Genomic DNA, 23,497 nt, shown 5'->3' with positions numbered 1-23,497 from the left:
CGGCCTTATATTCAAAAGCTTTTACACCCGCTCAGATATTTTTTACGCGAATCCGGTTGTTTGCCAAGCGTAAATCGCATACAGTCTTGCGGACGTATATTCAGGTCGTCTGAAGCAATATTTACCCACCCCGTTTCACAGTCATTACGGTCTGAAATGAAATAAGACAACAAGAAAGCCATTCATAATGTCAACATCCACTTTGAAAAAAGTCGCACTCTACACACTCGGCGCATTCAGCGGTGTCGCCCTCAGCTTGAGCGTTCAAAGCTTTGCCGCCGAAAAAGACAAAAAAGACAACGAAACCCTGCCCGTACAATCCATCCGCAACATGGCGGAAGTTTACGGGCAAATCAAAGCCAATTATTACCAAGACAAATCCGATGCCGACCTCTTTGAAGGCGCGATGAAAGGCATGGTATCCGACCTCGACCCGCATTCCGAGTATTTGGATAAAAAAGGCTTTGCCGATATGAAAGAATCCACCAGCGGCGAATTCGGCGGCTTGGGTATGGAAATCGGTCAGGAGGACGGATTTATCAAAGTCGTCGCGCCGATTGAGGATACGCCTGCCGAGCGCGCAGGCGTGAAAAGCGGCGACTTCATCGTCAAAATCGACAACGTTTCTACACGCGGCCTGACCACCAGCGAAGCCGTCAAAAAAATGCGCGGCAAACCGGGTACCAAAATCACCCTGACCCTTTCGCGCAAAAATGCGGACAAACCCATCGTCGTCAATCTGACCCGCGCCATCATCAAAGTCAAAAGCGTCCGCCACCACCTGCTCGAACCGGGCTACGGCTACATCCGCGTATCCCAATTCCAAGAGCGCACCGTGGCAGCCATCAACGAATCCGCCAAGGCATTGATTAAAGAAAATAAAGGTGCGCCGCTCAAAGGCCTCGTTCTCGACCTGCGCGATGACCCGGGCGGTCTGCTTGACGGCGCGGTCGGCGTCTCTGCCGCCTTCCTGCCCGCAGATGCAAAAGTCGTCAGCACCAAAGGACGCGACGGCAAAGAGGGCATGGTGTTGAAAGCCCGTCCCGAAGACTACATCCGCACGAGCGGCAAAGACCCTCTGGCAGATTTGCCCGCGGAGTTGAAAACCATACCCATGACCGTGTTGATCAACTCAGGCTCTGCTTCCGCTTCTGAAATCGTCGCAGGCGCGCTGCAAGACCACAAACGCGCCGTCGTCGTCGGTACGCAAAGCTTCGGCAAAGGCTCGGTTCAAACTCTGATTCCGCTGTCCAACGGCAGCGCGGTTAAGCTGACCACCGCCCTGTATTACACGCCGAACGACCGCTCGATTCAAGCGCAAGGTATTGTTCCCGATGTCGAAGTCAAAGACAAAGACCGCGCTTTTGAAAGCCGCGAAGCCGACCTCGCCGGACACATCGGCAACCCGCTCGGCGGTGAAGACGTCAACGGCAGCAACGAAATCAGCACGCCTGATTCAAACGAAGCTGCCAAAGCCGATGAAAACGCCAAGTCCAAAAAAGGCACGGACAAAGATAAAGACGAAGACATCTCCAGCCGTCGCATTCCTAATCCTGCCAAAGACGACCAACTCCGCAAAGCCTTGGATTTAGTGAAAAATCCAGCCGAATGGCAAAAGTCTTTAGGTTTGGCGGCGAAAAAACCGGCTCCGAAAAAAGACAAGAAAGACGGTAAAGACGAAGGTAAATAAGCTCAGTCCGAATCCTTGAAAAGAGGTCGTCTGAAAACGCTATCAGTTTTCAGACGACCTTTTCACACTTCAAAAATCCCATAGGGAAAACATCATGGCAAAAGCCCCCAAAACCATCTACCAATGCACCGAATGCGGCGGCACTTCCCCGAAATGGCAGGGCAAATGCCCGCATTGCGGCGAATGGAACACGCTTCAGGAAAGCCTAGCCGCGCCCGAGCCTAAAAACGCCCGCTTCCAATCTTGGGCGGCGGATACCTCGACCGTCCAATCCCTCTCCGCCGTGACCGCCACCGAAGTGCCGCGCAACCCGACCGGCATGGGTGAACTCGACCGCGTATTGGGCGGCGGTTTGGTCGATGGCGCGGTCATCCTGCTCGGCGGCGACCCCGGCATCGGCAAATCCACGCTGCTGTTGCAAACCATCGCCAAAATGGCGCAAAGTCGCAAAGTGCTGTACGTTTCCGGCGAGGAATCCGCCCAACAGGTCGCCCTGCGCGCGCAACGTTTGGAACTGCCCACCGAAGGCGTGAACCTGCTTGCCGAAATCCGCATGGAAGCGATTCAAGCGGCGTTGAAACAACATCTACCCGAAGTCGTCGTCATCGACTCCATTCAAACCATGTATTCCGACCAAATCACTTCCGCCCCGGGCTCCGTGTCGCAGGTGCGCGAATGTGCCGCCCAACTGACGCGCATGGCGAAACAAATGGGCATCGCCATGATACTGGTCGGACACGTCACCAAAGACGGCGCGATTGCCGGTCCGCGCGTATTGGAGCACATGGTCGATACCGTGTTATATTTCGAGGGTGACCAGCATTCCAACTACCGCATGATCCGCGCCATCAAAAACCGTTTCGGCGCGGCAAACGAATTGGGCGTGTTCGCCATGACCGAAAACGGTTTGAAAGGCGTATCCAACCCGTCCGCCATCTTCCTAGCCAGCTACCGCGACGACACGCCAGGCTCGTGCGTTTTGGTTACACAAGAAGGCAGCCGCCCGCTTTTGGTCGAAATTCAGGCATTGGTCGATGACGCACACGGCTTTACCCCCAAACGCCTCACCGTCGGTCTCGAACAAAACCGCCTCGCCATGCTGCTCGCCGTCCTCAACCGCCACGGTGGCATCGCCTGCTTCGACCAAGACGTGTTCCTCAACGCCGTCGGCGGCGTCAAAATCGGCGAACCCGCTGCCGACCTCGCCGTCATCCTCGCCATGCTCTCCAGCTTCCGCAACCGCCCGCTGCCCGAAAAAATGGTCGCATTCGGCGAAATCGGCTTGAGCGGCGAAGTCCGCCCCGTCGCGCGCGGACAAGAACGGCTCAAAGAAGCGGAAAAACTCGGTTTCAAACGCGCCATCGTCCCGAAAGCCAATATGCCGCGCAACGAAAAAGAGTTCCCAAATCTAAAAATCTTCGGCGTCTCCAGCCTTCAGGAAGCCATCGAAATCTGCCGCGATGCGGAAAATTGACAGACAGTAATCGAAAAGGTCGTCTGAAAACCTAATCCAAGTTTCAGACGATCTTCACCGAGAAGCGTGTGGTACATTTGATATGCCTCTTACGAAAATCAGTATGAAGCAAAATGCCAACCTATTCTTTTGCCTTTAAGAAGAAGGGAAGGGGGTAGGTTGGAGATTTTTATTTCACCTTGCCATACTATACGAATGTGAGGCTAGGGTAGGCTGGTGTTTCGATTTTAATTTGCCGTATAGAGCGGTATATGTTTAAAGATTGAAAAGCCAGAGAGACTGGAAAATACAGTCGGTTTGAGAAGCAGTTCGCACTACCCCCGCATCCTGTTAAAATACCCGGTCTGAAAAGACAGAAGACAAGAATAGAATTATGAGTATTGCCAATAATAAAAAAGCCTTTCACGACTTCTTTATCGAAGACCAGCTCGAAGCCGGTTTGGTATTGGAAGGTTGGGAAGTCAAAGCCATCCGCGCCGCGCGTGTTCAGCTGAAAGAAAGCTATATCTACTGGAAAAAAGACGCTTTTTATCTGGTCGGCTGCCATATTACCGCGCTGCCGACAGCCTCGACGCATGTCAAACCCGACCCCGTCCGTCCGCGCAAGCTTTTGCTCAAGCAATCCGAAATCAACAAGCTCATCGGTAAAACCGAGCGTGCGGGTTACACCATCGTCCCGTTGAACCTGCACTTCACGCGCGGCAAAATCAAAATGGAAATCGGCTTGGCGAAGGGTAAAAAACAACACGACAAACGCCAAAGCCTGAAAGAAGCCGACTGGAAACGCGAAAAACAACGTTTGATGAAAAATGTGCGCTGAGGCTGATAACAGCTTGAATTGACCGCCGAATGCCGATGTCGCTGCAAACGCGTTCCCGCCGTTTACACATCAAGCATTATGTTTGCAAAAACATACCCAAGATTGCTTTCTTCAGGCTTTTCAGACGACCCCTGCGACCCAATAATCAAGGTCGTCTGAAATTTTACGGAGTAACGCCATGTCTCGCTCTTCGCTTTTCCTGCCGCTGTTTTTGATTATCTTCGGTGCCGTTTGGTTTTTGAAAACGACGGACATCCTGCCTGCAACTTCGACCATCGTGTCCGCCGGTATGGTGGTGGCGGGGATTGCGGTTTTGGTGATGGACGGCGTCAACAAGCAGTCTATCGTGTCCGGCCCGCTGCTGGTGTATATCGGCGCGGCGGTGTATCTGCACAATCAATATTGGCTCGGCTATTCGCCGCTGGTTGCTTTGGGAATGATGGTGCTGGGCTGCCTGCTGCTGCTTTCGCGCAGCGATATGGTGCCTTATAAGCAGCATAAACAGCAGGATAACTAAGCCCCTCTCCCTGCAAAGGTCGTCTGAAAATGGTATAATCCGCCGTTTTCAGACGACCTGTTTTGTTATCGGAATTCCGTTTTGAAACAGTCAGACCGTTCCCCATCACTCTGCAAAGTTCCCGCCATGACCCAAGACAAAATCCTCATCCTCGACTTCGGTTCGCAAGTTACCCAGCTTATCGCCCGCCGAGTGCGCGAAGCCCATGTTTACTGCGAGCTGCATTCCTTCGACATGCCTTTGGACGAAATCAAAGCCTTCAATCCGAAAGGCATCATCCTCTCAGGCGGCCCCAATTCCGTTTACGAATCCGACTATCAAGCCGATACCGGCATCTTCGATTTGGGTATTCCGGTTTTGGGCATCTGCTACGGAATGCAGTTTATGGCGCATCACTTGGGCGGCGAAGTGCAGCCCGGCAACCAGCGCGAATTCGGTTACGCGCAAGTCAAAACCATCGACAGCGAACTGACACGCGATATTTACGACGACGCGCCCAATACGCTGGACGTATGGATGAGCCACGGCGACAAAGTGTCCAAGCTGCCCAACGGCTTTGCCGTTATCGGCGATACCCCGTCATGCCCGATTGCCATGATGGAAAACGTCGAAAAACAATTCTACGGCATCCAATTCCACCCCGAAGTTACCCACACCAAACAAGGCCGCGCCCTGTTGAACCGCTTTGTCTTGGACATCTGCGGCGCGCAACCGAGCTGGACCATGCCGAACTACATCGAAGAAGCCGTTGCCAAAATCCGCGAACAGGTCGGTAGCGACGAAGTGATTTTGGGTTTATCAGGCGGCGTGGACTCTTCCGTAGCCGCCGCGCTGATTCACCGCGCCATCGGCGACCAACTGACTTGCGTATTCGTCGATCACGGCCTCTTGCGCTTGAACGAAGGCAAAATGGTGATGGATATGTTCGCCCGCAACTTGGGTGTGAAAGTGATTCACGTCGATGCCGAAGAGCAATTCATGGCGAAACTTGCCGGCGTTACTGACCCTGAGAAAAAACGCAAAATTATCGGCGCGGAATTTATTGAAGTATTTGATGCCGAAGAGAAAAAACTCACCAACGCCAAATGGCTGGCGCAAGGCACGATTTACCCCGACGTAATCGAATCCGCAGGTGCAAAAACTAAAAAAGCCCACGCCATCAAATCGCACCACAACGTCGGCGGCCTGCCCGAAAACATGAAGCTCAAGCTGCTCGAACCGCTGCGCGACTTGTTCAAAGACGAAGTGCGCGAACTCGGCGTAGCTTTGGGCTTGCCGCGCGAAATGGTGTACCGCCATCCGTTCCCCGGCCCCGGTTTGGGTGTGCGCATCTTGGGCGAAGTGAAAAAAGAATACGCCGACTTGCTGCGTCAAGCGGACGACATTTTCATCCAAGAATTGCGCAACACCACCGATGAAAACGGCACATCTTGGTACGACCTGACCAGCCAAGCCTTCGCCGTATTCCTGCCCGTGAAATCCGTCGGCGTAATGGGCGACGGGCGCACTTACGATTACGTCGTCGCACTGCGCGCAGTCATCACCAGCGACTTCATGACCGCACACTGGGCAGAACTACCGTACTTGCTGCTCGGCCGCGTCTCCAACCGCATCATCAACGAAGTCAAAGGCATTAACCGCGTGGTATACGATGTAAGCGGCAAACCGCCCGCCACGATTGAGTGGGAATAAAAGTAGAGATATAAACGCATAAAAAGGTCGTCTGAAATGGTTTCAGACGACCTTTTGGTTTTTAAAGGACAGTTTCTTTTTTCGTGTAATCAACACGCTGTCCTCGATCGGCTATATGCCGAAACCAATTTGCAAACCCTGAAAACCTTGTCTGGTAGATGCCGAAGGTACATAAACCACTTGACCGATTACATCAGATTACGTAAAGTATGCGGCGTTCTTTTAAATTGGTATTACCAATTTATTTAATAATTACTCTCAGATTAAGGTTCGATATCTCTCTCTCGCATCCGACATCATTAGAAAAATTGATAAACAACGCCGATTTTAAGGATTCGCCATGGCACTATTCCTCAGCATTTTTCCCATCATCCTGCTGATTTGGCTGATGGTTAAGAAAAACAGCATGCCTTCCTACATTGCGCTGCCGATTACCGCCGCGCTGATTTACGCCATCAAGCTGTTTTATTTCAACGACGACGCTATGCTGCTCAACGCAACCGCAGCGTCCGGTCTGGTTTCCACACTGACGCCGATTACCGTGATTTTCGGTGCGATTATGTTCAACCGCATGATGGAAACCACCGGCTGTATCGACATTATCCGCAAATGGCTGGCGACCATCAGCCCGAACCCCGTGGCGCAGTTGATGATCATCGGCTGGGCGTTCGCCTTTATGATTGAGGGGGCATCCGGCTTCGGTACGCCTGCTGCGATTGCCGCCCCGATTCTGATGAGCTTGGGTTTCAATCCGTTGAAAGTGGCGATTTTTACGCTGGTCATGAACTCCGTACCCGTATCATTCGGCGCGGTGGGTACACCGACTTGGTTCGGTTTTGCTCCTTTGGGTTTGGATCAAAAAAGCATTTTAGAAATCGGTATGCAAACGGGCGTAATGCACTTCTTCGCAAGTTTCGTTATTCCTGTCATCGGTTTGAGCTTCATCGTACCTTGGTCTGAAATCCGTAAAAACTTAGGCTTCATCGGCATCTCCGTCTTCTCTTGTACCATTCCTTATGTTGCCTTGGCGATGGTCAACGAAGAATTTCCTTCACTCGTTGCCGGCGCAATCGGCCTGATGGTATCCGTATTCGCCGCCAACCACGGCTGGGGTTTGAGCAAAGACCATCCGAAAGATCCGAATACTGAAAAAGTACCTTTCGCCCAAGTCGCCAAAGCACTTGCCCCTCTGGGTATGCTTATCGGCATGCTGGTGGTTACCCGCATCAAACAGCTCGGCATCAAAGACCTGCTGACCAGCAAAGATAAATGGTTCAGCTTCCAACTGCCGTTTGATTTGAGCAATATCACCGTCAGCGACTCTTTGACCATTACTTTCAGCAATATTTTCGGACAAGGCGTAAATGCGTCCTACCAAACCCTCTACGTTCCCGCATGGATTCCGTTTGTCTTTACCGTTTGGATTTGTATCCTGCTTTATAAAACCAAATTCAAAGACGCCTGGGCTTTCTACGCTGCAACTTTCAACCAAACCAAAAAACCGCTGCTTGCCTTGATGGGCGCGCTGATTATGGTTCAACTGATGATGGTTGGCGGCGACAACTCCATGGTGAAAATCATCGGTAAAGAGTTTGCCGCGATGGCGGGTGAACACTGGGTTTACTTCTCCCCTTACCTTGGTGCCATCGGTGCATTCTTCTCCGGTTCGAACACCGTATCCAACCTGACATTCGGTCCGATTCAGCAACAAATCGCCCTTGATACCGGCCTGTCCGTTACCCTCATCCTCGCCCTGCAATCCGTCGGCGGCGCAATGGGCAACATGGTCTGCATCAACAACATCATCGCCGTATGTACCGTACTGGACGTAAAAAACGCCGAAGGTACCATTATCAAGAAAACCGTCATTCCCATGGCGATTTACGGCGTGATTGCTGTCGCAGTCGCAGTTATTTTCTTCTTATAAGAGCTTACAGAGCAAAAGGTCGTCTGAAAATTTTCAGACGACCTTTTTCTTTTGTCCTTCCAGTACGATGTTTTGTTACAATATTCATAACCATACCGATAAGTACAAGCTGCAAACCAAGGAGAAAACATGAAAACCGCTATTGTCGATTACGGCATGGGCAATCTGCATTCCGTCCTCAAATCCGTACAGGCCGCGCAAGCCTTGTCCGGCAACGCTGCCGAAATTTACCTGACCGCCCGTCCCGAAGACATCCTTGCTGCCGACAAAATCATTTTCCCCGGTCAGGGCGCGATGCCCGACTGTATGGCTGCATTGCGGCAAAGCGGTTTGGGCGAAGCAGTGGAAGACGGCTTGAAAAACAAACCGTTTTTCGGCATCTGCGTCGGTGCGCAATTATTGTTTGAACACAGCGAAGAAGGCGATACTGACGGACTGGGCTGGTTTAAAGGCAGGGTCAAACGCTTTCCCTTCAATCAGACCGACGCAAATGGAGGTCGTCTGAAAGTGCCGCACATGGGCTGGAACACAGTACGCCAAACCCGCCCGCACCCGCTGTTTAAAGACATCGGTCAAGAAACGCGCTTTTACTTTGTACACAGCTACTACTTCGCTCCCGAAGACCCCGAAACCGTCCTTGCTACCAGCGAATATCCTAACGAATTTGCCTGTATCGTCGGCAAAGACAATGTGTTCGCCACCCAGTTCCATACTGAAAAAAGCCACGACGCAGGATTGTTGCTGTTACGCAATTTCTTGGACTGGACAAGTTGAAAAGGCTTACCCTTTGATTTCTAGAAATTAATCGGGTCGTCTGAAAAGGATTTTCAAGCGATTTTGATTAGGATTTCGTATTACTGTTAACTTGAATTATTCAAATCTGCTAAAACTCGATAATTTGTGTAAAATACGTTCCGCATAAGAATAGGACTCCCATGCTGCTGATTCCCGCAATCGATTTAAAAGAAGGCCGCTGTGTGCGCCTGAAACAAGGTTTGATGGAGCAGGCGACGGTGTTTTCCGACTCGCCCGCTGAAACTGCGCTGCATTGGTTCAAGCAAGGCGCGCGCCGTTTGCATTTGGTGGATTTGAACGGCGCATTTGCCGGCGTTCCGCAAAATTTTCCTGCCATCAAGGACATCCTCGCTGCCGTTGCCAAAAACATTCCCGTACAACTGGGCGGCGGAATACGCGACTTAGAAACCATTGAAAAATATTTGGATTTGGGATTGAACGACGTCATTATCGGTACGGCGGCGGTAAAAAATCCCGACTTCGTACGCGAGGCGTGCAAAACATTTCCCGGGCAGATTATCGTCGGACTGGATGCCAAAGACGGCATGGTGGCGATAGACGGCTGGGCGACGGTAACCGAGCATCATGTGATTGATTTGGCGAAACGTTTTGAAGACGACGGCGTCAACAGCATTATTTACACCGATATCGGTCGCGACGGCATGATGAGCGGCGTGAACATCGACGCAACCGTCAAATTGGCGCAAGCCGTCGCCATTCCGGTTATCGCATCGGGCGGACTGACCAATTTGGACGACATCCGCGCTTTGTGTGCCGTTGAGAAACACGGCGTGGCAGGTGCGATTACCGGTCGCGCGATTTACGAGGGCAGTATTGATTTTGCCCAAGCGCAGCAGTTGGCGGATTCGCTGGTATAAGTTGATGTAGCGAAACTTACTGCGTTCGTTTTGCTAAACTCACTGCGTTCGTTTTAGCGAAACTCGCTGCGCTCGTTTTCAGACTACCTTATATAAAACAATCATCAAGGTCGTCTGAAATGACCAAACGCTTTCTTACTCACTTGTCCCGCTGTTTTAAAACAAGATAGCGGGGCGAAGATACAAAATAATCGGTTGAACCCGTTTGCTTTCATTGTTGCCCTATCTGTATAGACAGGGCAAAAGATGGGTTCGTCCATTTTTTCTTCACAATAAAAGGCGGCTGACCGCCGAATATTGCTTGGGACTCACCATCTCACACTTAATTGTTTTATTTACTTTTTTAAGGGGTATTTCATGTTTGAAGCATTTATTTTGGGCTTTTGGATTATCTGGTCGTCCGGTCGCAATGTGCGCGCCGTCAGCGAAGGTTTGGGATTTACCATTATCGCTATCCTCGTCCGTCAGCTTTCCGCGTTTGATATGCCAATGATCGACACCTATTGGATGGCGTTTAACGGCGCGTTGTGGGCATTTGCCAGCGCAGTGTTTTATATCGTTGGACGTTTCAGCGGCAACTTTATGACTTCCTGCGTATTCGCCGCCATTGCGGGCGTCGGCTATTTCCAACTGCTCCAACACCTGCCCAAATGGGTTCACAACTGGCTGGCGTAACACCTGCCTTGCCGGTATCAATGATTTAAAAGGTCGTCTGAAAAGGATTGTCCGTTTGGGTAAAATCCGTTGTATAGGTTTTAGCGAAACCCGCTTCGCTCACTTTCAGACGACCTCATTCCTAGGTTTGGAAAGGCATTCGAAATGGCACTGGCAAAACGCATCATCCCCTGTCTCGACGTCAAAGACGGCCGCGTCGTCAAAGGCGTGAACTTTCTCGGTTTGCGCGATGCAGGCAACCCCGTCGATGTCGCCAAACGCTACAACGACGAAGGCGCGGACGAGTTGACCTTTCTCGATATCACCGCTTCCTCCGACAACCGAGACACCATTTTGCACGTCATCGAAGACGTTGCCTCACAAGTTTTCATTCCGCTGACCGTCGGCGGCGGCGTGCGCACCGTAGCCGACATCCGCCGTCTGCTCAATGCTGGTGCGGACAAAGCCAGCATCAACACCGCCGCCGTAACCAATCCCGATTTAGTCAACGAAGCCGCCGGATTTTTCGGCTCGCAAGCCATCGTCGTTGCCGTCGATGCCAAAGCCGTCAATCCCGAAAACACCCGCTGGGAAATCTTCACCCACGGCGGGCGCACGCCGACGGGCTTGGACGCAGTCGAATGGGCAGTTGAAATGCAACGGCGCGGCGCGGGCGAAATCCTGCTCACCAGCATGGACAGGGACGGTACGAAACAAGGCTTCAACCTGCCGCTGACCCGCGCCGTCAGCGAAGCGGTCGATATTCCCGTCATCGCCTCCGGCGGCGTCGGCAATGTGCAGCATCTGATTGACGGCATCAAAGAAGGCAAAGCCGATGCCGTGCTTGCCGCCAGTATTTTCCATTTCGGCGAAGTCAGTATCCGCGATGCGAAGCTCGCCATGCGCGAAGCCGGAATCGAAGTGCGGCTGTAAGTTGAACTTGATTGACTTAGGGTCGTCTGAAAACGAGTGAAGCGAGTTTCGCCAATATAAAATAAGGATGCCGAATATGGATAACAGCCTGCTTGAAGCCGTCAAATTCGATGAAAAAGGCTTGGTCTGCGCCATTGCCCAAGACCGGCAGACCCGCCGCGTATTGATGGTCGCATGGATGAACGCCGAGGCGCTGCAAAAAACGGTAGAAACCGGCTTTGCACACTATTACAGCCGTTCGCGCCAGAAACAATGGATGAAGGGCGAAGAGTCGGGACACACGCAAAAGGTGTACGAATTACGCCTCGACTGCGACGGCGACGCCATCGTGATGCTGATAGACCAAAACGGCGGCATCGCCTGCCATACGGGGCGCGAAAGCTGTTTCTACAAAGTTTGGAAAGACGGCGAATGGCAGACGGTTGATGCCGTATTGAAAGACGAAGAAGTCATTTATGGGCATGCGCATCCTTAGAGGTCGTCTGAAAGCGAGTGCAACGAGTTTCGCTAAAAATCGGGTTGATGATTGTCTGTTGTCAAAACACTCACCCGAAACCAAGCAAGCCGATGCCTTATCCGAATAGTCCTTATCCTTCAAAGCCGAAAAAAATCCCATGACCGACACCATCCTCTCCCAAATCCAAAACACCATCGACTCCCGAAAAGGCGGCGATCCCGAAGCTTCCTACGTTGCCCAGCTTCTGCACAAAGGCGAAGACAAAATCCTCAAAAAAGTCATCGAAGAAGCGGGCGAAGTGCTGATGGCGTCGAAAGACGGCGGCGGCGAACACCTCGTTTACGAAGTTGCCGACTTATGGTTTCACACCATGGTTCTCTTGGCGCACCACGGTTTGCGCGCCGAAGATGTCGTCAACGAGCTTGCGCGTCGTCAAGGTTTATCGGGCTTGGCGGAAAAAGCCTCTCGCAAAGAGTCTTGAATTTATATTACAATCCGACCTTATTCGTTTTTCTGCCGTCTGTTTGACGAAACTCGCTGCACTCGTTTTAGCGAAACTCGCTGCGCTCGTTTTCAGACGACCTCGGAGCCATTATGGACAACTGTATTTTCTGTAAAATCGCCGCCAAAGACATTCCGGCGCAAACCGTGTACGAAGACGACGAGATGTTGTGCTTCAAAGACATCCGCCCCACCGCGCCAGTTCATCTGCTGCTGATTCCGAAAGTCCATTTTGACTCGCTGGCACACGCCGCGCCCGAACATCAAACCCTCTTGGGCAAAATGATGTTGAAAGTCCCTCAAATCGCCAAAGCGGCAGGTTTGACCGACGGCTTCAAAACCCTAATCAATACGGGCAAAGGCGGCGGGCAGGAAGTGTTCCACCTGCATATCCACATCATGGGTACGCCTGCGTAAACCAACATTTCAAATATCCATTCTCAACTATATCAAGGATTTACCATGTTCTCTCTGTGGCACTGGATTATCGTATTAATTATCGTCGTTTTGGTTTTCGGTACCAAAAAACTGCGCAACGTCGGCAAAGACCTCGGCGGTGCCGTGCATGACTTCAAACAAGGTCTGAACGAAGGTACTGACGGTAAAAAAGACGAAGTCATCGAACACAAAAAAGACGAAGACAAAGCATAATCTATGTTTGATTTCGGTTTGGGCGAGCTGCTGTTAGTCGGCATTGTCGCCCTGATTGTACTTGGTCCCGAGCGTCTGCCCGAAGCCGCCCGTACTGCCGGACGGCTTATCGGCAAGCTGCAACGCCTCGTCAGCAGCGTCAAGCAGGAATTCAACACCCAAGTCGAATTGGAAGAGCTGCGCAAAGCCAAACAGGAATTTGAAGCCGCCGCCGCACAAGTGCGCGACAGCCTCAAAGAAACCGGTACGGATATGCAGGACAACCTGCACGACATTTCTGACGGACTCAAACCGTGGGAACGCCTGCCGGCGCAACGCACGCCTGCCGATTTCGGTTTGGATGAACACGGCAACCCGCTTCCTTCGTTAAGTGCGGAAGTTTCAGACGACCCGGCTATTTCCACGTCGTCTGAAAACGCTACGGCGCAAGCAGACACTACGACGGATGCCGTCGAAACCGACACGCCTGCGGAATCCGAGCAAGATCGCACATGGCGCGAATATCTGACCGGCAGCGCCGCTCCGGCGTCCAATGTCGTAGAAGTCAGCTATATCGACACTTCCGCAGACGCGCCCGTGCTGCATATCACCTCCCTCAAAAAACAAGCGATGAACCGCAAGCGCGACCTGCGCCCGAAATTTCATGCCAAACCCAAACTTCGCGTCCGTAAAAAGTGAGTAAACCGGTGTCCGAACCTCAAAACGAACAACCCGTCCAACCTCTTATCGAACACCTTATCGAGCTACGCCGCCGCCTGATGTGGATCGTCATCGGCATCGTCGTCTGCTTTCTCGGCATGATGCCGTTTGCCCAGCAGCTTTACACTTTTGTTGCCGAACCATTGATGGTGAATCTTCCCAAAGACACCAGCATGATTGCCACCGACGTCATCGCGCCGTTTTTCGTACCGGTGAAAGTAACGTTGATGGCGGCATTCCTTGTTTCCCTGCCGCATACGCTCTACCAAATCTGGGCATTCGTCGCGCCTGCCCTCTATCAAAACGAAAAACGCCTGATTACCCCGCTCGTCCTCTCCAGCGTCAGCCTGTTTTTTGTCGGCATGGCGTTTGCCTACTACCTCGTTTTCCCCGTCATCTTTAAATTCCTCGCTGGCATCACCCCCGTCGGCGTCAACATGGCGACCGACATCGACAAATATTTGTCTTTTATTTTAGGCATGTTCGTCGCATTCGGTACGACTTTCGAAGTCCCCGTCGTCGTCGTCCTGCTCGCCAAAATAGGTATCGTGACCACCGAACAACTCAAAAACGCACGCCCCTACGTCATTGTCGGCGCATTCGTCGTTGCAGCGATCATTACCCCGCCGGACGTGATTTCCCAAACCCTGCTTGCCGTCCCGCTTATCCTGCTTTACGAAGCAGGCATCTGGTGCAGCCGCTTTGTCAAACCCAAATCGGAAGAAACCGACGAGCACCCGCCCCTTCCGCCTGCAGAAACTTAGACACAGCCTGCAATGGAGAAAGATTAAATGTTAAAAGGTTATTTGGAATGTTGCAGACGACCTTTACTACGTTTTACGAAGTGCTAAATGACTGCTAATTTTTCCGTGTTTAAATACACATTCACCAAAACCCCAAACGACACATTTCGAAAGGAAGTCGATCATGAAAAAATTATTATTGACCGCTATCGTTGCTCTGACCGCCGCTACTGCTGGTGCAAGCGATTACATTGAACACCAAATTTACAGCGACAGAAATTTCGAACAAAACCGTGCAAAAGCCATCAGAATGCTTGAACAACGCGGTTACCGCGTTCACGATATCGATGCTGACGACTATCGCGGAAGACCCGTGTTGGAAGTAGAGGCCTATAAAGGCGGTCGCGAATACGACATCAAATTGTCTTACCCCGACTTAAGAATCATCAAAGAGCGCATCGATTACTAATCTGATTAACAATGGTTTAAGACTGCCGCAAACATCAAGTTTGGCGGCAGTTTTTGCTGAAATAATAGAAATTATATTACTTTATTAATATTTACTAAAAGTATTATTCCGATAAATGTAATGTTTTGAACAATAATGTTTATCGATATGTAAATTATCTTGGCTAAAAGGAACTAAAAAACGCTTTTCCTTTCCATCTAAATTGATTCACTCAAACGGAGTATAAAGATAATATGGATTACCACAATAAAAATAAAGAAGGTCAAGAGACGCAAAATATGCAAAATACAGTTTCTGATTGGGACCAACCTATTGAGCGTCCCGCTCCTGATGCCCAGCAACCTGTTTCAGAGCAACCTGTTTCTGAAATTTGGGAGAGCGCAGATGAAGCTTTTGAAAACGGTGATGAAGCTTTGAAAGTAAAAGAACCCTTGAAAACTGAAGAAACTTTAAAAGTTGAAGAGGCAGTGCAATTTGAAACGGAGAATAATCTGCAAGGGTACAATGCTGAAGAAGCTGCGACGAACAACACGAACTTCGGAGGCATAGGAACGTCGTCTGAAAAAACCAAAAAGAAAAAGAAAGACAAAAAAGAGAGGGGAACGAAGCAAAGACAACTCGCCGATGTGCCACCTTCCGATCTTTTGGGTACGAACAAAGGCGTAGAAACCATGTTCCGTAATGCCGTGCGTTCGGAGATGGAGCTGCTTGCACTGGCGGCGACCAAGGCGAACATTATGATTTCGCTGAATGGTTTTATCGTGTCTGCGCTGATGATTTCGGGCGCGTTTATTTTCTCGTCGTCGCCCGAATTTCTGATTCCGGCGAGTACGTTTATGATTACCGCCGCCGCCTCCATCGTGTTCGCGCTTCTGTCCGCTTCGCCCGAACGTATCGGCAAAATGCAGGCTGCACGCACTTGGTTTAAGGATTTTTTCCGCGGGCGCGCCAAACTGCGTGATTTGAAAACCCGCCTCAGCAGCACACAAACCCGCTTTTTCAGCGGTAGCCAGCCCAATATTCTGATTTACGAAGACCGTGTAAAGTTGCAAAAAGAGCAATATTGGGAAATGATGCAAGAGATCATGGGCGACCGTAAACAAGTCTATCAAAAGATGAGCGACCATCTTTACTGGCTGGGCTTGCTGGCGGACAAACAGTTCAAATACATCAACTTGTCTTATGCCGTATTCCGCTGGGGGCTTTTGGCTTCGCTGGCGGCGTTTATCGGCGTGAAGACATTGCCTTCTCTTTTAACTAAGCCTGCCAACAATGCGGCAGAGCTGCGCTCTTTGGGTATTAATATGTTCAACGGCGTATACGAGCCTTCCGCCGTGCAACAGCTTCCCGACGGGAAACTGTTGATTGCCGAAGACGAACCCAACCACGCGTTCAGCATCATCAGCATCGATCCGTCAGGCAGATTTGTCGAAGACGAAGCCTTGGATACGCGTGTGATTACCGGCTTCAAACGCCGTCTGAGCGACTTGGAAGCTTTGGCGCGCGACGATGAAGGCTTTATCTACGCACTCACTTCGCATTCGCGCACCCGCAAAGGCAACCGCTCGCCCGACCGCGAACATTTGATGCGCTTTAAAATCCAAGACGGCAATGTGTTGGGGCTGACCAGCTACGATAATCTGACGCAGGTTTTGGAAACTGATAAGAAGCTGCACGACCTGATCCGCGAACGCACCAAAGCCGAGGTTTCCTTTGAGGAAATCAATATCGAAGGTATGGCGTTTGATCCCGTGAAGAAACGCCTCGTTTTAGGCTTCCGCGATCCTGAGTTCAACAATATGGCTTTGGTGGCATTCATCAGCAACCCGAAAGACGTATTCGAGCGCAATGCCAAACCTGAGTTTGACGAGGTCGCCATTCTCGACATCGACGGCGGCGGTATCCGTTCTATCAACTACGACCCCGTGTTGAAAAACTACGTCATCGCCAACGAAGTGAAAGATGAAACCGGTCAGAAATTCTCGCAATTATGGACTTGGAGCGGAAACCCGACCGACGAACCGCAAAAAATCTCGCTGCCCAATCTGCACCACATTACCAACGTCGAAGCCGTCGATTCGATTACGGTCAACGGCAAGCCGCAGATGATTCTGATGGGCGACGAAGGCAACGCCTCGCAGAAAATTACTGCCAAATACATGGTGGTGGATTACAGCCAGTTCGGTAAACAGTAGTTTTAAAGCTGATTAAAGGTCGTCTGAAACTGAGATTTAAGGTTTCAAACGACCTTTTTGTATTTGTGGTTTTGGATTTGTAGGTCTAAGGTGGAATGACTGCCGTTTGTCTATGTGTTGCGTTTTAATCTGTTTTGGCAAGAAGTCTCGGTAAAAACATATGGAAAGGTTTATTAAGCCAAAAAATAACTATATTCGTCTCGTGTTGTTGTTTTTTAACCACATTTTATTTAGGGTAAAAGCCGGGAAAGAGATAATAAGGAGAATTAAACAGAAATAATTTTCAAATATTTATGCTTATTGAGTTGATATTCATTGTGAAATTTCTGAAAGTGAATTCTACAAAATAGATATTTGCGGTATAAATTGTTACTAATTGTTAAATATTTCTAGCGGTTTGCCGATTATCCTGATAATATACCGTTCATCATAAATACACCGATTATCTTGGATAATAACCATTTGTCTAAGGTAATGTTCCGGATTTATCCGGATTTTTGTGGAGCCACATCATGACGACTGTCGCTATCGATATTCAACCCCAATTCCGCTTTACCTGCATGGCAGCCAACGCCAATCATTTCCTGCATCAGCCGGACAACATGATTAAAGAATTAAACCGCAATGCGTCTATTGCAGACAAACGTATTTTGGTCGAAAACGTCAATATCGATCCGGAGAGTGTTTGCGCCGCAGTCGTTAAACGCAACGGAATTATGTTTGCGCGGGAAGGCGGTTATTTCAGCCAGTGTGCGGGTGGTTGCCGCGGTGCAAATTTGCTGGATGGTTTGCCCGCATCTGCTGATTATGATCATGTAATCGAATTGGGCGGGGAGAATGGTTTTGGCGCATGCTTCCATGATGATAACGAAGCCCGCAGTACCGGTTTGATTGAATGGCTTTATGCACAAAAAGCCGATACCGTCATTATCGGCGGTTTGGCAACGGAAGAAGCAATCAGCCGCACCGCCGAACAATTACTGTGGTACAACGACAGCCTGCACATTATCGTCAATCTTGCCGCCTGCCACGGTTATGCACCTGAAAGCACCATTCAGGCTGTCTATAAAATGCGTAAATCCGGTATCTCTGTTGTCAGTAACGCTGAAGAGATTCCTGAACAAATGCTCCGTTATGCTAACGAAGCTTGGTTTAAAGTGTCGTAACCTCTTGCTATCACTCCCAGCTGCAAGAGTTTTTCAGGTCGCTTTTAGCGGCCTGTTTTTTTGGGGGGATATGGTATGCATGAGAAAAGATGCTACTTTAACCGTCTAGCCCTATTTCGAGGAATTTCTATATCATATTGATTTATCGTTATATTTATTTTGATTATTTCCTCATGACGCAAGCGTTTTAAGCTGTTATTGCTTGACAATCAGACAAAAACAGCTTTGTTATTTTGTACAAACACTATGCAGGTTTGTAGCGTTCAGGATTGTAAGGTTTTTGTGTTTTGTAAACGTGGTAAGCAACGACAAGCAGCTTACGCATTAGAGCACCCAATATCAGCATCTTGGGTTTGTTTTTGGCTTTCAGGCGTTTGACAAAATCATGAAAGTAATCCCTGTTGAGTGCAACCATAGCAGGCATAAACAGGGCGGCTTTTAGCCGTCTGTTTCCGTAACGTGTCATGCTTGAACGACCTTTGACGCTGGTTCCCGATTCTTTTTGTTGTGGATTCAAGCCGGCAAAGGCGGTGAATTGATTGGCGGTTTTAAAGTCGCCGCTAAGCAAATAGTTTGTGAGTATGGCCGCTGTCAGTTTACCAATGGCCGGAATGGTTTGCAGGCCTTCTGAAACGGTTTTCAAATCTTGATTGCCGTTCGTGATTGCCTGTATTTCTGCTTCGGCTTGCTGAATGTGTTGATCCAATTCTTGGATTTGAGCTTGATGGATTTTTCGAACAAATTCGTCTTTAGCGACTTTCAGCCTGTTCTTTTGTGCGGTCTTTTGGGTTTTGAGCTGTTCGTACAGAGCCAATAAGCGTTTCAAGCGGTAGTGACCGATGCTTATTTTTTGCCGAGCGGGTAAGTCTTTGGGCATGGCCGTATGGCAATATTCGGCAATAAGCCTTGCATCTTGTTTGTCTGTTTTTGTGCGGTGAAAGCGGCTTTTGCCGTATTCGCTGATTTTGTAAGGGTTAATAACGGAAACGGTGTAAAACTGGCCGATATAGTCGGCAACGTCTTCAAAGTAATTGCCGGTTGCTTCCATGCAGATATGCAATTCACAGTCAAAACCGTCAAGCCAGGCTTTAAAGTTTTCAAAGCCGTTGATGCTGTTGTCAAACAGGGCTTGCTTACGTTGACCGTTGACAATAGCGGCAGCATCAAAGGTGTTTTGCGATATATCCAAACCGACAGCGTTTCTCATAATTTCCCTTACTATGCAGATTCACACTTTTGTGTGTTCTTTGATGCTACTCAATTTTCAGACAACAAAAAAACGCCCTCTTCATCTTTTCTACAGTCTGATGACTTAGGCCGTTTCAAGATGGGCGTTTTTCGGTTCGGGTAGCTAATCCGAACCTGTAAGCCGTCTGAATCAAAGGGCTTACAGGTTTAGATTTGGCATTTTGATGAAATCAAAAAGGCGGGAGTTCCCGCACCCCATGGCTGCTTTTTACCGTGTTGATTACGCCTTTTAGGGCTTCATCAACACGGTAAAAAGCAGCTCAATTAATTAGTGCCAACAATACCGCCGCGCTGTTGGAATTGCGCTCCTGCTTCGACATAGCCGTCATACATCAAATTCTGTGGCGATTTGCCGCCCATTGTCAGTATTTGGTTTGATTCTGTCGTTGCTGGCAGGCTTTGCGGTGCAGGCGCTGCCTGTGCTGTCGGGCTTGGGTCTTTGTAAGGATTAAACGGCATGCCGTTTTTGACATAGTCTTTACACATTGCCTTAGTCACTTCTTTCAAAGCCGTGCCTTGGTCGCTATAACAGGTACAACCACTTTTACCGCCATCTATGCAAGCGGCCAAGCGTTCAAAGGTTTTAACTTGGCGCACGCTGTCGTAAAGCGGTTTGGATTCGGGTTTTTCTGCCAACGTGGGGATAAAGTCTGTCGGGTTTAGGCTGTTATCAATTTTGGCCGTTTGATCGTTTAATTCCGTTGGTAACACCATTTGCGGCTGACTGGCGGCTGCTTCCTGTTGTTCAACCTGTTCTTGTTGGCCAATGCCTTGCTGATAGATCTGATAAACGTTGTAGCCTTTCCAAGCCATGAAAGCAAATATACCTATCAAAGCCCAAACAGCAAGCGGAATATTCTTTTTAAACTTCTGATGCTGACTTGAGGATTTGTAATATTTAAAAGCTTCTTTTGGAGGCTTCCAACTTGAAGATTCAACGCCTGCAACACCGGCGGGATTATCAAGGTTCGTAACACAGTTATACCAAGAATACTGCTTCATACCCACGGCTTTACGTACAAGATGGGTATGTTTTGACACGAGATTGCGTACAAATACGTCAAGCTGACTTGGGTGCTGGGTCATCAAGATAACCGTATGGCCGTGGTGGCGCAGTTCGGTTAATTCTTGGATATAGGGAGGAACGGGGCGACCTGATGCGCGCACAGGATAGGTATAGTGTGCTTCATCAACAATCAAGACGGCGCCTTGCGGAATAATATCGCGCAACGGTGCAGACATGATTTCTTCTTCAGTAATTTCATGCGCGTTAAATTTACGTTTATCCAAGCCGTCGATATGGCAGAAGTAAAGCGGGCGATCTACTTCAGTACCATCTTCAAGCTTCATCTTAAACAAACCGTCTTCGTTGTTCAGAATCATGGACACTACTCGCGAAGTCTTGCCCGTGCCCATGTTGCCGGTGAAAAGATAAATCATGAATTACCCCGCGGGAGAAACGAAAGTCAATTTATTCAAGGCAGCCATGCCGATATAAAAAGAGAATGCGCCAAACAAATAACCCAAACCTTCGCCAAAACCACCAATTAACAGCAAATTGAGAATATCAGATGGCATGGAGTTAAAAGCATTTAAGGTGTATTCCTTGAATTTACCCAATGCGATTACATAACCGGCGTATGTAACAAAAGTTAAGCCGGTGGCAATAATCATGCGGACAATCAGCATTTTTAACAGGATTCCCAAAAGAGGAATCAATCCGGCGAGCAGTGGCATATTATTATCCCTTTCTTAAAGAGCCGAAAACGATAAAGGCGGACATGATAATGAATCCGAGTAAAACAGCAAAACGGATATTTTGCATAAATACGCAGAGCGGTTCGTAGCTGATTTGTACCGGTCTGCCCCAAATGTTGAAGCTTTTGGGTTGAGGACAAACGCCGTTTGGCGGTAGGAAGTTGTCAGTATTCCACGTGGTTTCATCAGTTATGTGGGGTATTTTAATGCTGTCAAACATACCTTCTTCGGGCTTACCCATTTTGTCGCATGCCAAGATGTTGGGAAATACTTCACACAACAAACCGCCGCTTTCTTTAGGCTTGTCATCCTCTTTAGGCTTGTCGTCGGGTTTTGGGTCGTCTTTACCGTCAGGGTCGGGTTTAGGGTTGTCCTTCGGATTGTCTTCAGGTGTTTCATTCGGCTTTCCATCGGGTTTGCCATTATCGCCCGGTGTTGTTGTAGGGGTTGTTGCAGGCGGAGGGACGGGAGCAGGCGTGTAATTCGGAGCGGCAGGACTGCCCGGTGTGAGGTCGGGACGCAGGGTTACTTTTACGTCTGCCGATTTATTGCCGCCAGATGGGGTATTAAAAGTTATCGTTACTTGTACAGGCTTTCCGTCCGGACCTGTTGCGGGACCAAGTGTGATGACTGTTCCATTCGATACGGTTGGATTGCCTTGCGATTCGCCTAGTACACTGCCGTCTTGATTGGCAGTTGCGCCAACATATTTTGACGGGCTGGCATCGGCGGATGGCTGGACGGCTTTATCAAATACGCTTTGCGGTATGGGTTCTTTTTCTTTTGGGACGCGTTCCAGCCAACGTGTTTCCGACATTGCCGTATCCCCCTCAGATAGAGTCCCAACCGCTCTCAAAACATTGAATTCAACAACGCATATTCGACTTTTACCGTTAAAATATGTGTTCTGTTTACTAAATCGGTCGGGATATTCAAAATTAAAATGATTGGCATCCAGCTTAGAACACAGCTTTTTATTGATTTCGGCATCTGATGGATTTGACTCCATATCGGCATATACGGCATCGGGATTCATGACCGTTTCTTGAACCCTTTGATCGGCACAAAGTCCAGATGTTGCGACGCAATATACGAAGGTTTTTGGTTTTACAAAATCCTGATATTTGTCATCCTAGTAATAGCCTTCGCTTGCCGCTATTGGTGATGCAAGGTCATAGGCGGTTAAAGCCGCGGTTATTGCCCACCCGGCGGGACCGCCTAAAAGACCTGCACCGAGTTTGCCCGCGGCGCGTTGGACGGCGTATTTGCCGCCGACCCTTGCACGTGCGAGCAGGTTTCTGAAGACTGTGGATTTGGAGACGCGGCTTTCTACTGTTACAGGGATAGTTGAGGCGGAGCGGAGGCCTGTGGAGGCTTCGCGGACGTGAAGTGATTTGTCGAATCTTGAAACATATTCATGATGAAACTTAGGTCCATTATTATCAAGATACATCCAAGGGCGTATCCCATTCTGATTAAATCCGCCAGCTGGTACACGCATACGACCATTTTTTTCAACGTGTATATCCACATCAGCGAACGAAAAATTAACCCCTAAAAGCATAACGACCGTAATAAAAAGCCGTTGTAATATCTTCATCATAATGTTCAGACCACTCAAACCCATCTTTTGTGAAATTCACTTTCAGAATTGAACAATCTTCAAAAAATACAATTAATTCATCTAAGTAACTTCTGTTCAAATAATATTGCATTGCGTTTTTTGCAATCTCAATAAAATTATGGAATGGATACAAATTTTTCAAATTGAATAATTCAGTCATAAACACATGACACAATTTTTCATTTGCAAAATCTGGATTCGTATCTTTTTTGAATCTCAATTCTTCATCTGAAATGTAAAACATAATCCTAACTTTCGTAACGGTTGCAGAAAGTCGGGATTTTGCCATTATCCTAATCGGGTATCAATCCTTGAATAAAATCGCCCCTATCAAAACCGGTACTGCCAGTCCCAAGTAAAAATAGAAATCCATCATCTCAAGACCCTTTTTAGGACGGATACGAAATACACCGCTGCCATTACTCCGAATAAAATCCAACCTGAGACCTTTGCAAAAAAGCCCTTCCCCCGACAACCGGAACCCCAACACAGTTTTTCGGCTGTTTTCGCCCCTAATTGCGCCTAATTTCACCCAAATGTCCCCTTAATCCTCCCCGGAGGCCCCATAATCAGGCATCCGGGCCGCCTTTTAGGCGGCAGCAGGCG

At 49.2% G+C, this 23,497-nt stretch carries 25 protein-coding genes and 1 pseudogene; 20 read left to right on the top strand and 6 right to left on the bottom strand.

The genetic code is table 11. The annotated features are described in order from the left end of the window. The first annotated feature begins 187 nt into the window (after positions 1–187). The 20 genes and pseudogenes from NSCA4_RS0108050 (at position 188) to NSCA4_RS0107960 (ending at position 18,261) form a co-directional block, all read left to right on the top strand. A complete protein-coding gene (locus tag NSCA4_RS0108050) occupies positions 188–1,690 on the top strand; it encodes a S41 family peptidase (RefSeq protein ID WP_016687653.1) in 1,503 nt (500 codons plus the stop codon). 94 nt (positions 1,691–1,784) lie between these two features. Next, a complete protein-coding gene (radA, locus tag NSCA4_RS0108045) occupies positions 1,785–3,164 on the top strand; it encodes a DNA repair protein RadA (RefSeq protein ID WP_016687652.1) in 1,380 nt (459 codons plus the stop codon). Between the two features lie 361 nt (positions 3,165–3,525). Continuing rightward, positions 3,526–3,984, top strand: a pseudogene (gene smpB, locus NSCA4_RS0108040) (SsrA-binding protein SmpB); the annotation flags it as partial. 178 nt (positions 3,985–4,162) lie between these two features. Next, entirely contained in the window at positions 4,163–4,501 is a 339-nt protein-coding gene (locus NSCA4_RS0108035) for a LiaF transmembrane domain-containing protein (RefSeq protein ID WP_003740867.1), read from the top strand. 126 nt (positions 4,502–4,627) lie between these two features. Further along, positions 4,628–6,193 (top strand): glutamine-hydrolyzing GMP synthase, encoded by a 1,566-nt coding sequence (gene guaA, locus NSCA4_RS0108030; protein WP_016687650.1) that lies wholly within the window; start codon positions 4,628–4,630, stop codon positions 6,191–6,193. A 340-nt stretch (positions 6,194–6,533) separates the two neighbouring features. Then, positions 6,534–8,120: an L-lactate permease gene (locus NSCA4_RS0108025; RefSeq protein WP_016687649.1), complete on the top strand. Its 1,587-nt coding sequence runs from the start codon at positions 6,534–6,536 to the stop codon at positions 8,118–8,120. 129 nt (positions 8,121–8,249) lie between these two features. Beyond that, entirely contained in the window at positions 8,250–8,894 is a 645-nt protein-coding gene (gene hisH, locus NSCA4_RS0108020) for an imidazole glycerol phosphate synthase subunit HisH (RefSeq protein WP_016687648.1), read from the top strand. 161 nt (positions 8,895–9,055) lie between these two features. Beyond that, on the top strand, positions 9,056–9,793 hold the full coding sequence (hisA, locus tag NSCA4_RS0108015) for a 1-(5-phosphoribosyl)-5-[(5-phosphoribosylamino)methylideneamino]imidazole-4-carboxamide isomerase (protein WP_016687647.1): 738 nt from the start codon (positions 9,056–9,058) through the stop codon (positions 9,791–9,793). A 357-nt stretch (positions 9,794–10,150) separates the two neighbouring features. Further along, positions 10,151–10,468 (top strand): hypothetical protein, encoded by a 318-nt coding sequence (locus NSCA4_RS0108010; protein WP_016687646.1) that lies wholly within the window; start codon positions 10,151–10,153, stop codon positions 10,466–10,468. 144 nt (positions 10,469–10,612) lie between these two features. Continuing rightward, entirely contained in the window at positions 10,613–11,380 is a 768-nt protein-coding gene (hisF, locus tag NSCA4_RS0108005; protein ID WP_003776869.1) for an imidazole glycerol phosphate synthase subunit HisF, read from the top strand. A gap of 76 nt (positions 11,381–11,456) precedes the next feature. Next, the gene (gene hisI / locus NSCA4_RS0108000; RefSeq protein WP_016687645.1) at positions 11,457–11,855 is read left to right on the top strand and encodes a phosphoribosyl-AMP cyclohydrolase; all 399 of its coding nucleotides are present in this window, start codon (positions 11,457–11,459) and stop codon (positions 11,853–11,855) included. Further along, positions 11,836–11,964, top strand: a complete 129-nt coding sequence (locus tag NSCA4_RS16055) for a hypothetical protein (RefSeq protein ID WP_255265294.1) — start codon at positions 11,836–11,838, stop codon at positions 11,962–11,964. Before hisI ends, NSCA4_RS16055 begins: the two co-directional genes overlap by 20 nt. Positions 11,965–11,994: 30 nt before the next feature. Beyond that, positions 11,995–12,318 carry a phosphoribosyl-ATP diphosphatase gene (locus NSCA4_RS0107995; RefSeq protein ID WP_016687644.1) on the top strand — a complete coding sequence of 108 codons (324 nt, stop codon included), beginning with the start codon at positions 11,995–11,997 and terminating at the stop codon, positions 12,316–12,318. Between the two features lie 113 nt (positions 12,319–12,431). Further along, the gene (locus tag NSCA4_RS0107990; protein ID WP_016687643.1) at positions 12,432–12,755 is read left to right on the top strand and encodes a histidine triad nucleotide-binding protein; all 324 of its coding nucleotides are present in this window, start codon (positions 12,432–12,434) and stop codon (positions 12,753–12,755) included. Positions 12,756–12,800: 45 nt separating this feature from the next. After that, entirely contained in the window at positions 12,801–12,989 is a 189-nt protein-coding gene (gene tatA / locus NSCA4_RS0107985) for a Sec-independent protein translocase subunit TatA (RefSeq protein ID WP_003769025.1), read from the top strand. A 3-nt stretch (positions 12,990–12,992) separates the two neighbouring features. After that, complete coding sequence (gene tatB, locus NSCA4_RS0107980) at positions 12,993–13,667, top strand: Sec-independent protein translocase protein TatB (RefSeq protein WP_016687642.1); 675 nt, start codon at positions 12,993–12,995, stop codon at positions 13,665–13,667. Positions 13,668–13,675: 8 nt separating this feature from the next. Further along, positions 13,676–14,452 carry a twin-arginine translocase subunit TatC gene (gene tatC, locus NSCA4_RS0107975; protein WP_016687641.1) on the top strand — a complete coding sequence of 259 codons (777 nt, stop codon included), beginning with the start codon at positions 13,676–13,678 and terminating at the stop codon, positions 14,450–14,452. Positions 14,453–14,615: 163 nt separating this feature from the next. After that, entirely contained in the window at positions 14,616–14,900 is a 285-nt protein-coding gene (locus tag NSCA4_RS0107970) for a PepSY domain-containing protein (protein ID WP_016687640.1), read from the top strand. 233 nt (positions 14,901–15,133) lie between these two features. Next, the gene (locus NSCA4_RS0107965) at positions 15,134–17,095 is read left to right on the top strand and encodes a Pycsar system effector family protein (protein ID WP_016687639.1); all 1,962 of its coding nucleotides are present in this window, start codon (positions 15,134–15,136) and stop codon (positions 17,093–17,095) included. 512 nt (positions 17,096–17,607) lie between these two features. Beyond that, positions 17,608–18,261 (top strand): cysteine hydrolase family protein, encoded by a 654-nt coding sequence (locus NSCA4_RS0107960; RefSeq protein WP_016687638.1) that lies wholly within the window; start codon positions 17,608–17,610, stop codon positions 18,259–18,261. A gap of 244 nt (positions 18,262–18,505) precedes the next feature. Here NSCA4_RS0107960 and NSCA4_RS0107955 read toward each other — a convergent pair whose 3' ends face one another. The 6 genes from NSCA4_RS0107955 to NSCA4_RS0107930 all read right to left on the bottom strand — a co-directional run bounded on the left by NSCA4_RS0107955 (position 18,506) and on the right by NSCA4_RS0107930 (position 23,180). Continuing rightward, positions 18,506–19,468, bottom strand: coding sequence for an IS110 family RNA-guided transposase (locus NSCA4_RS0107955; RefSeq protein ID WP_016687637.1), 963 nt, complete (start codon positions 19,466–19,468; stop codon positions 18,506–18,508). A 305-nt stretch (positions 19,469–19,773) separates the two neighbouring features. Continuing rightward, on the bottom strand, positions 19,774–20,949 hold the full coding sequence (locus NSCA4_RS0107950; protein ID WP_016687636.1) for a zonular occludens toxin domain-containing protein: 1,176 nt from the start codon (positions 20,947–20,949) through the stop codon (positions 19,774–19,776). Between the two features lie 3 nt (positions 20,950–20,952). Beyond that, positions 20,953–21,246: a DUF2523 domain-containing protein gene (locus tag NSCA4_RS0107945; RefSeq protein WP_003780462.1), complete on the bottom strand. Its 294-nt coding sequence runs from the start codon at positions 21,244–21,246 to the stop codon at positions 20,953–20,955. Between the two features lie 4 nt (positions 21,247–21,250). Then, on the bottom strand, positions 21,251–22,303 hold the full coding sequence (locus NSCA4_RS0107940) for an IgG-binding virulence factor TspB family protein (RefSeq protein ID WP_016687635.1): 1,053 nt from the start codon (positions 22,301–22,303) through the stop codon (positions 21,251–21,253). A gap of 96 nt (positions 22,304–22,399) precedes the next feature. Then, the gene (locus NSCA4_RS0107935) at positions 22,400–22,768 is read right to left on the bottom strand and encodes a hypothetical protein (RefSeq protein ID WP_176621482.1); all 369 of its coding nucleotides are present in this window, start codon (positions 22,766–22,768) and stop codon (positions 22,400–22,402) included. Between the two features lie 46 nt (positions 22,769–22,814). Then, positions 22,815–23,180 (bottom strand): hypothetical protein, encoded by a 366-nt coding sequence (locus NSCA4_RS0107930; protein WP_016687633.1) that lies wholly within the window; start codon positions 23,178–23,180, stop codon positions 22,815–22,817. Between the last annotated feature and the right edge of the window lie 317 nt (positions 23,181–23,497).

This window comes from Neisseria sicca 4320 (assembly GCF_000193735.1).
Taxonomy (GTDB): domain Bacteria; phylum Pseudomonadota; class Gammaproteobacteria; order Burkholderiales; family Neisseriaceae; genus Neisseria; species Neisseria sicca_E.
The sequence above is the reverse complement of the archived record's forward strand: the minus strand, read 5'-3'. Positions and strand labels throughout refer to the sequence as shown.

Bases quoted from the DNA above. Each gene is read 5' to 3' on its own strand.
- NSCA4_RS0108050 (WP_016687653.1), top strand. From the start codon at position 188: ATGTCAACATCCACTTTGAAAAAAGTCGCACTCTACACACTCGGCGCA.
- radA (WP_016687652.1), top strand. From the start codon at position 1,785: ATGGCAAAAGCCCCCAAAACCATCTACCAATGCACCGAATGCGGCGGC.
- NSCA4_RS0108035 (WP_003740867.1), top strand. From the start codon at position 4,163: ATGTCTCGCTCTTCGCTTTTCCTGCCGCTGTTTTTGATTATCTTCGGT.
- guaA (WP_016687650.1), top strand. From the start codon at position 4,628: ATGACCCAAGACAAAATCCTCATCCTCGACTTCGGTTCGCAAGTTACC.
- NSCA4_RS0108025 (WP_016687649.1), top strand. From the start codon at position 6,534: ATGGCACTATTCCTCAGCATTTTTCCCATCATCCTGCTGATTTGGCTG.
- hisH (WP_016687648.1), top strand. From the start codon at position 8,250: ATGAAAACCGCTATTGTCGATTACGGCATGGGCAATCTGCATTCCGTC.
- hisA (WP_016687647.1), top strand. From the start codon at position 9,056: ATGCTGCTGATTCCCGCAATCGATTTAAAAGAAGGCCGCTGTGTGCGC.
- NSCA4_RS0108010 (WP_016687646.1), top strand. From the start codon at position 10,151: ATGTTTGAAGCATTTATTTTGGGCTTTTGGATTATCTGGTCGTCCGGT.
- hisF (WP_003776869.1), top strand. From the start codon at position 10,613: ATGGCACTGGCAAAACGCATCATCCCCTGTCTCGACGTCAAAGACGGC.
- hisI (WP_016687645.1), top strand. From the start codon at position 11,457: ATGGATAACAGCCTGCTTGAAGCCGTCAAATTCGATGAAAAAGGCTTG.
- NSCA4_RS16055 (WP_255265294.1), top strand. From the start codon at position 11,836: ATGGGCATGCGCATCCTTAGAGGTCGTCTGAAAGCGAGTGCAACGAGT.
- NSCA4_RS0107995 (WP_016687644.1), top strand. From the start codon at position 11,995: ATGACCGACACCATCCTCTCCCAAATCCAAAACACCATCGACTCCCGA.
- NSCA4_RS0107990 (WP_016687643.1), top strand. From the start codon at position 12,432: ATGGACAACTGTATTTTCTGTAAAATCGCCGCCAAAGACATTCCGGCG.
- tatA (WP_003769025.1), top strand. From the start codon at position 12,801: ATGTTCTCTCTGTGGCACTGGATTATCGTATTAATTATCGTCGTTTTG.
- tatB (WP_016687642.1), top strand. From the start codon at position 12,993: ATGTTTGATTTCGGTTTGGGCGAGCTGCTGTTAGTCGGCATTGTCGCC.
- NSCA4_RS0107970 (WP_016687640.1), top strand. From the start codon at position 14,616: ATGAAAAAATTATTATTGACCGCTATCGTTGCTCTGACCGCCGCTACT.
- NSCA4_RS0107965 (WP_016687639.1), top strand. From the start codon at position 15,134: ATGGATTACCACAATAAAAATAAAGAAGGTCAAGAGACGCAAAATATG.
- NSCA4_RS0107960 (WP_016687638.1), top strand. From the start codon at position 17,608: ATGACGACTGTCGCTATCGATATTCAACCCCAATTCCGCTTTACCTGC.
- NSCA4_RS0107955 (WP_016687637.1), bottom strand. From the start codon at position 19,468: ATGAGAAACGCTGTCGGTTTGGATATATCGCAAAACACCTTTGATGCT.
- NSCA4_RS0107950 (WP_016687636.1), bottom strand. From the start codon at position 20,949: ATGATTTATCTTTTCACCGGCAACATGGGCACGGGCAAGACTTCGCGA.
- NSCA4_RS0107945 (WP_003780462.1), bottom strand. From the start codon at position 21,246: ATGCCACTGCTCGCCGGATTGATTCCTCTTTTGGGAATCCTGTTAAAA.
- NSCA4_RS0107940 (WP_016687635.1), bottom strand. From the start codon at position 22,303: ATGAATCCCGATGCCGTATATGCCGATATGGAGTCAAATCCATCAGAT.
- NSCA4_RS0107935 (WP_176621482.1), bottom strand. From the start codon at position 22,768: ATGCGTGTACCAGCTGGCGGATTTAATCAGAATGGGATACGCCCTTGG.
- NSCA4_RS0107930 (WP_016687633.1), bottom strand. From the start codon at position 23,180: ATGGCAAAATCCCGACTTTCTGCAACCGTTACGAAAGTTAGGATTATG.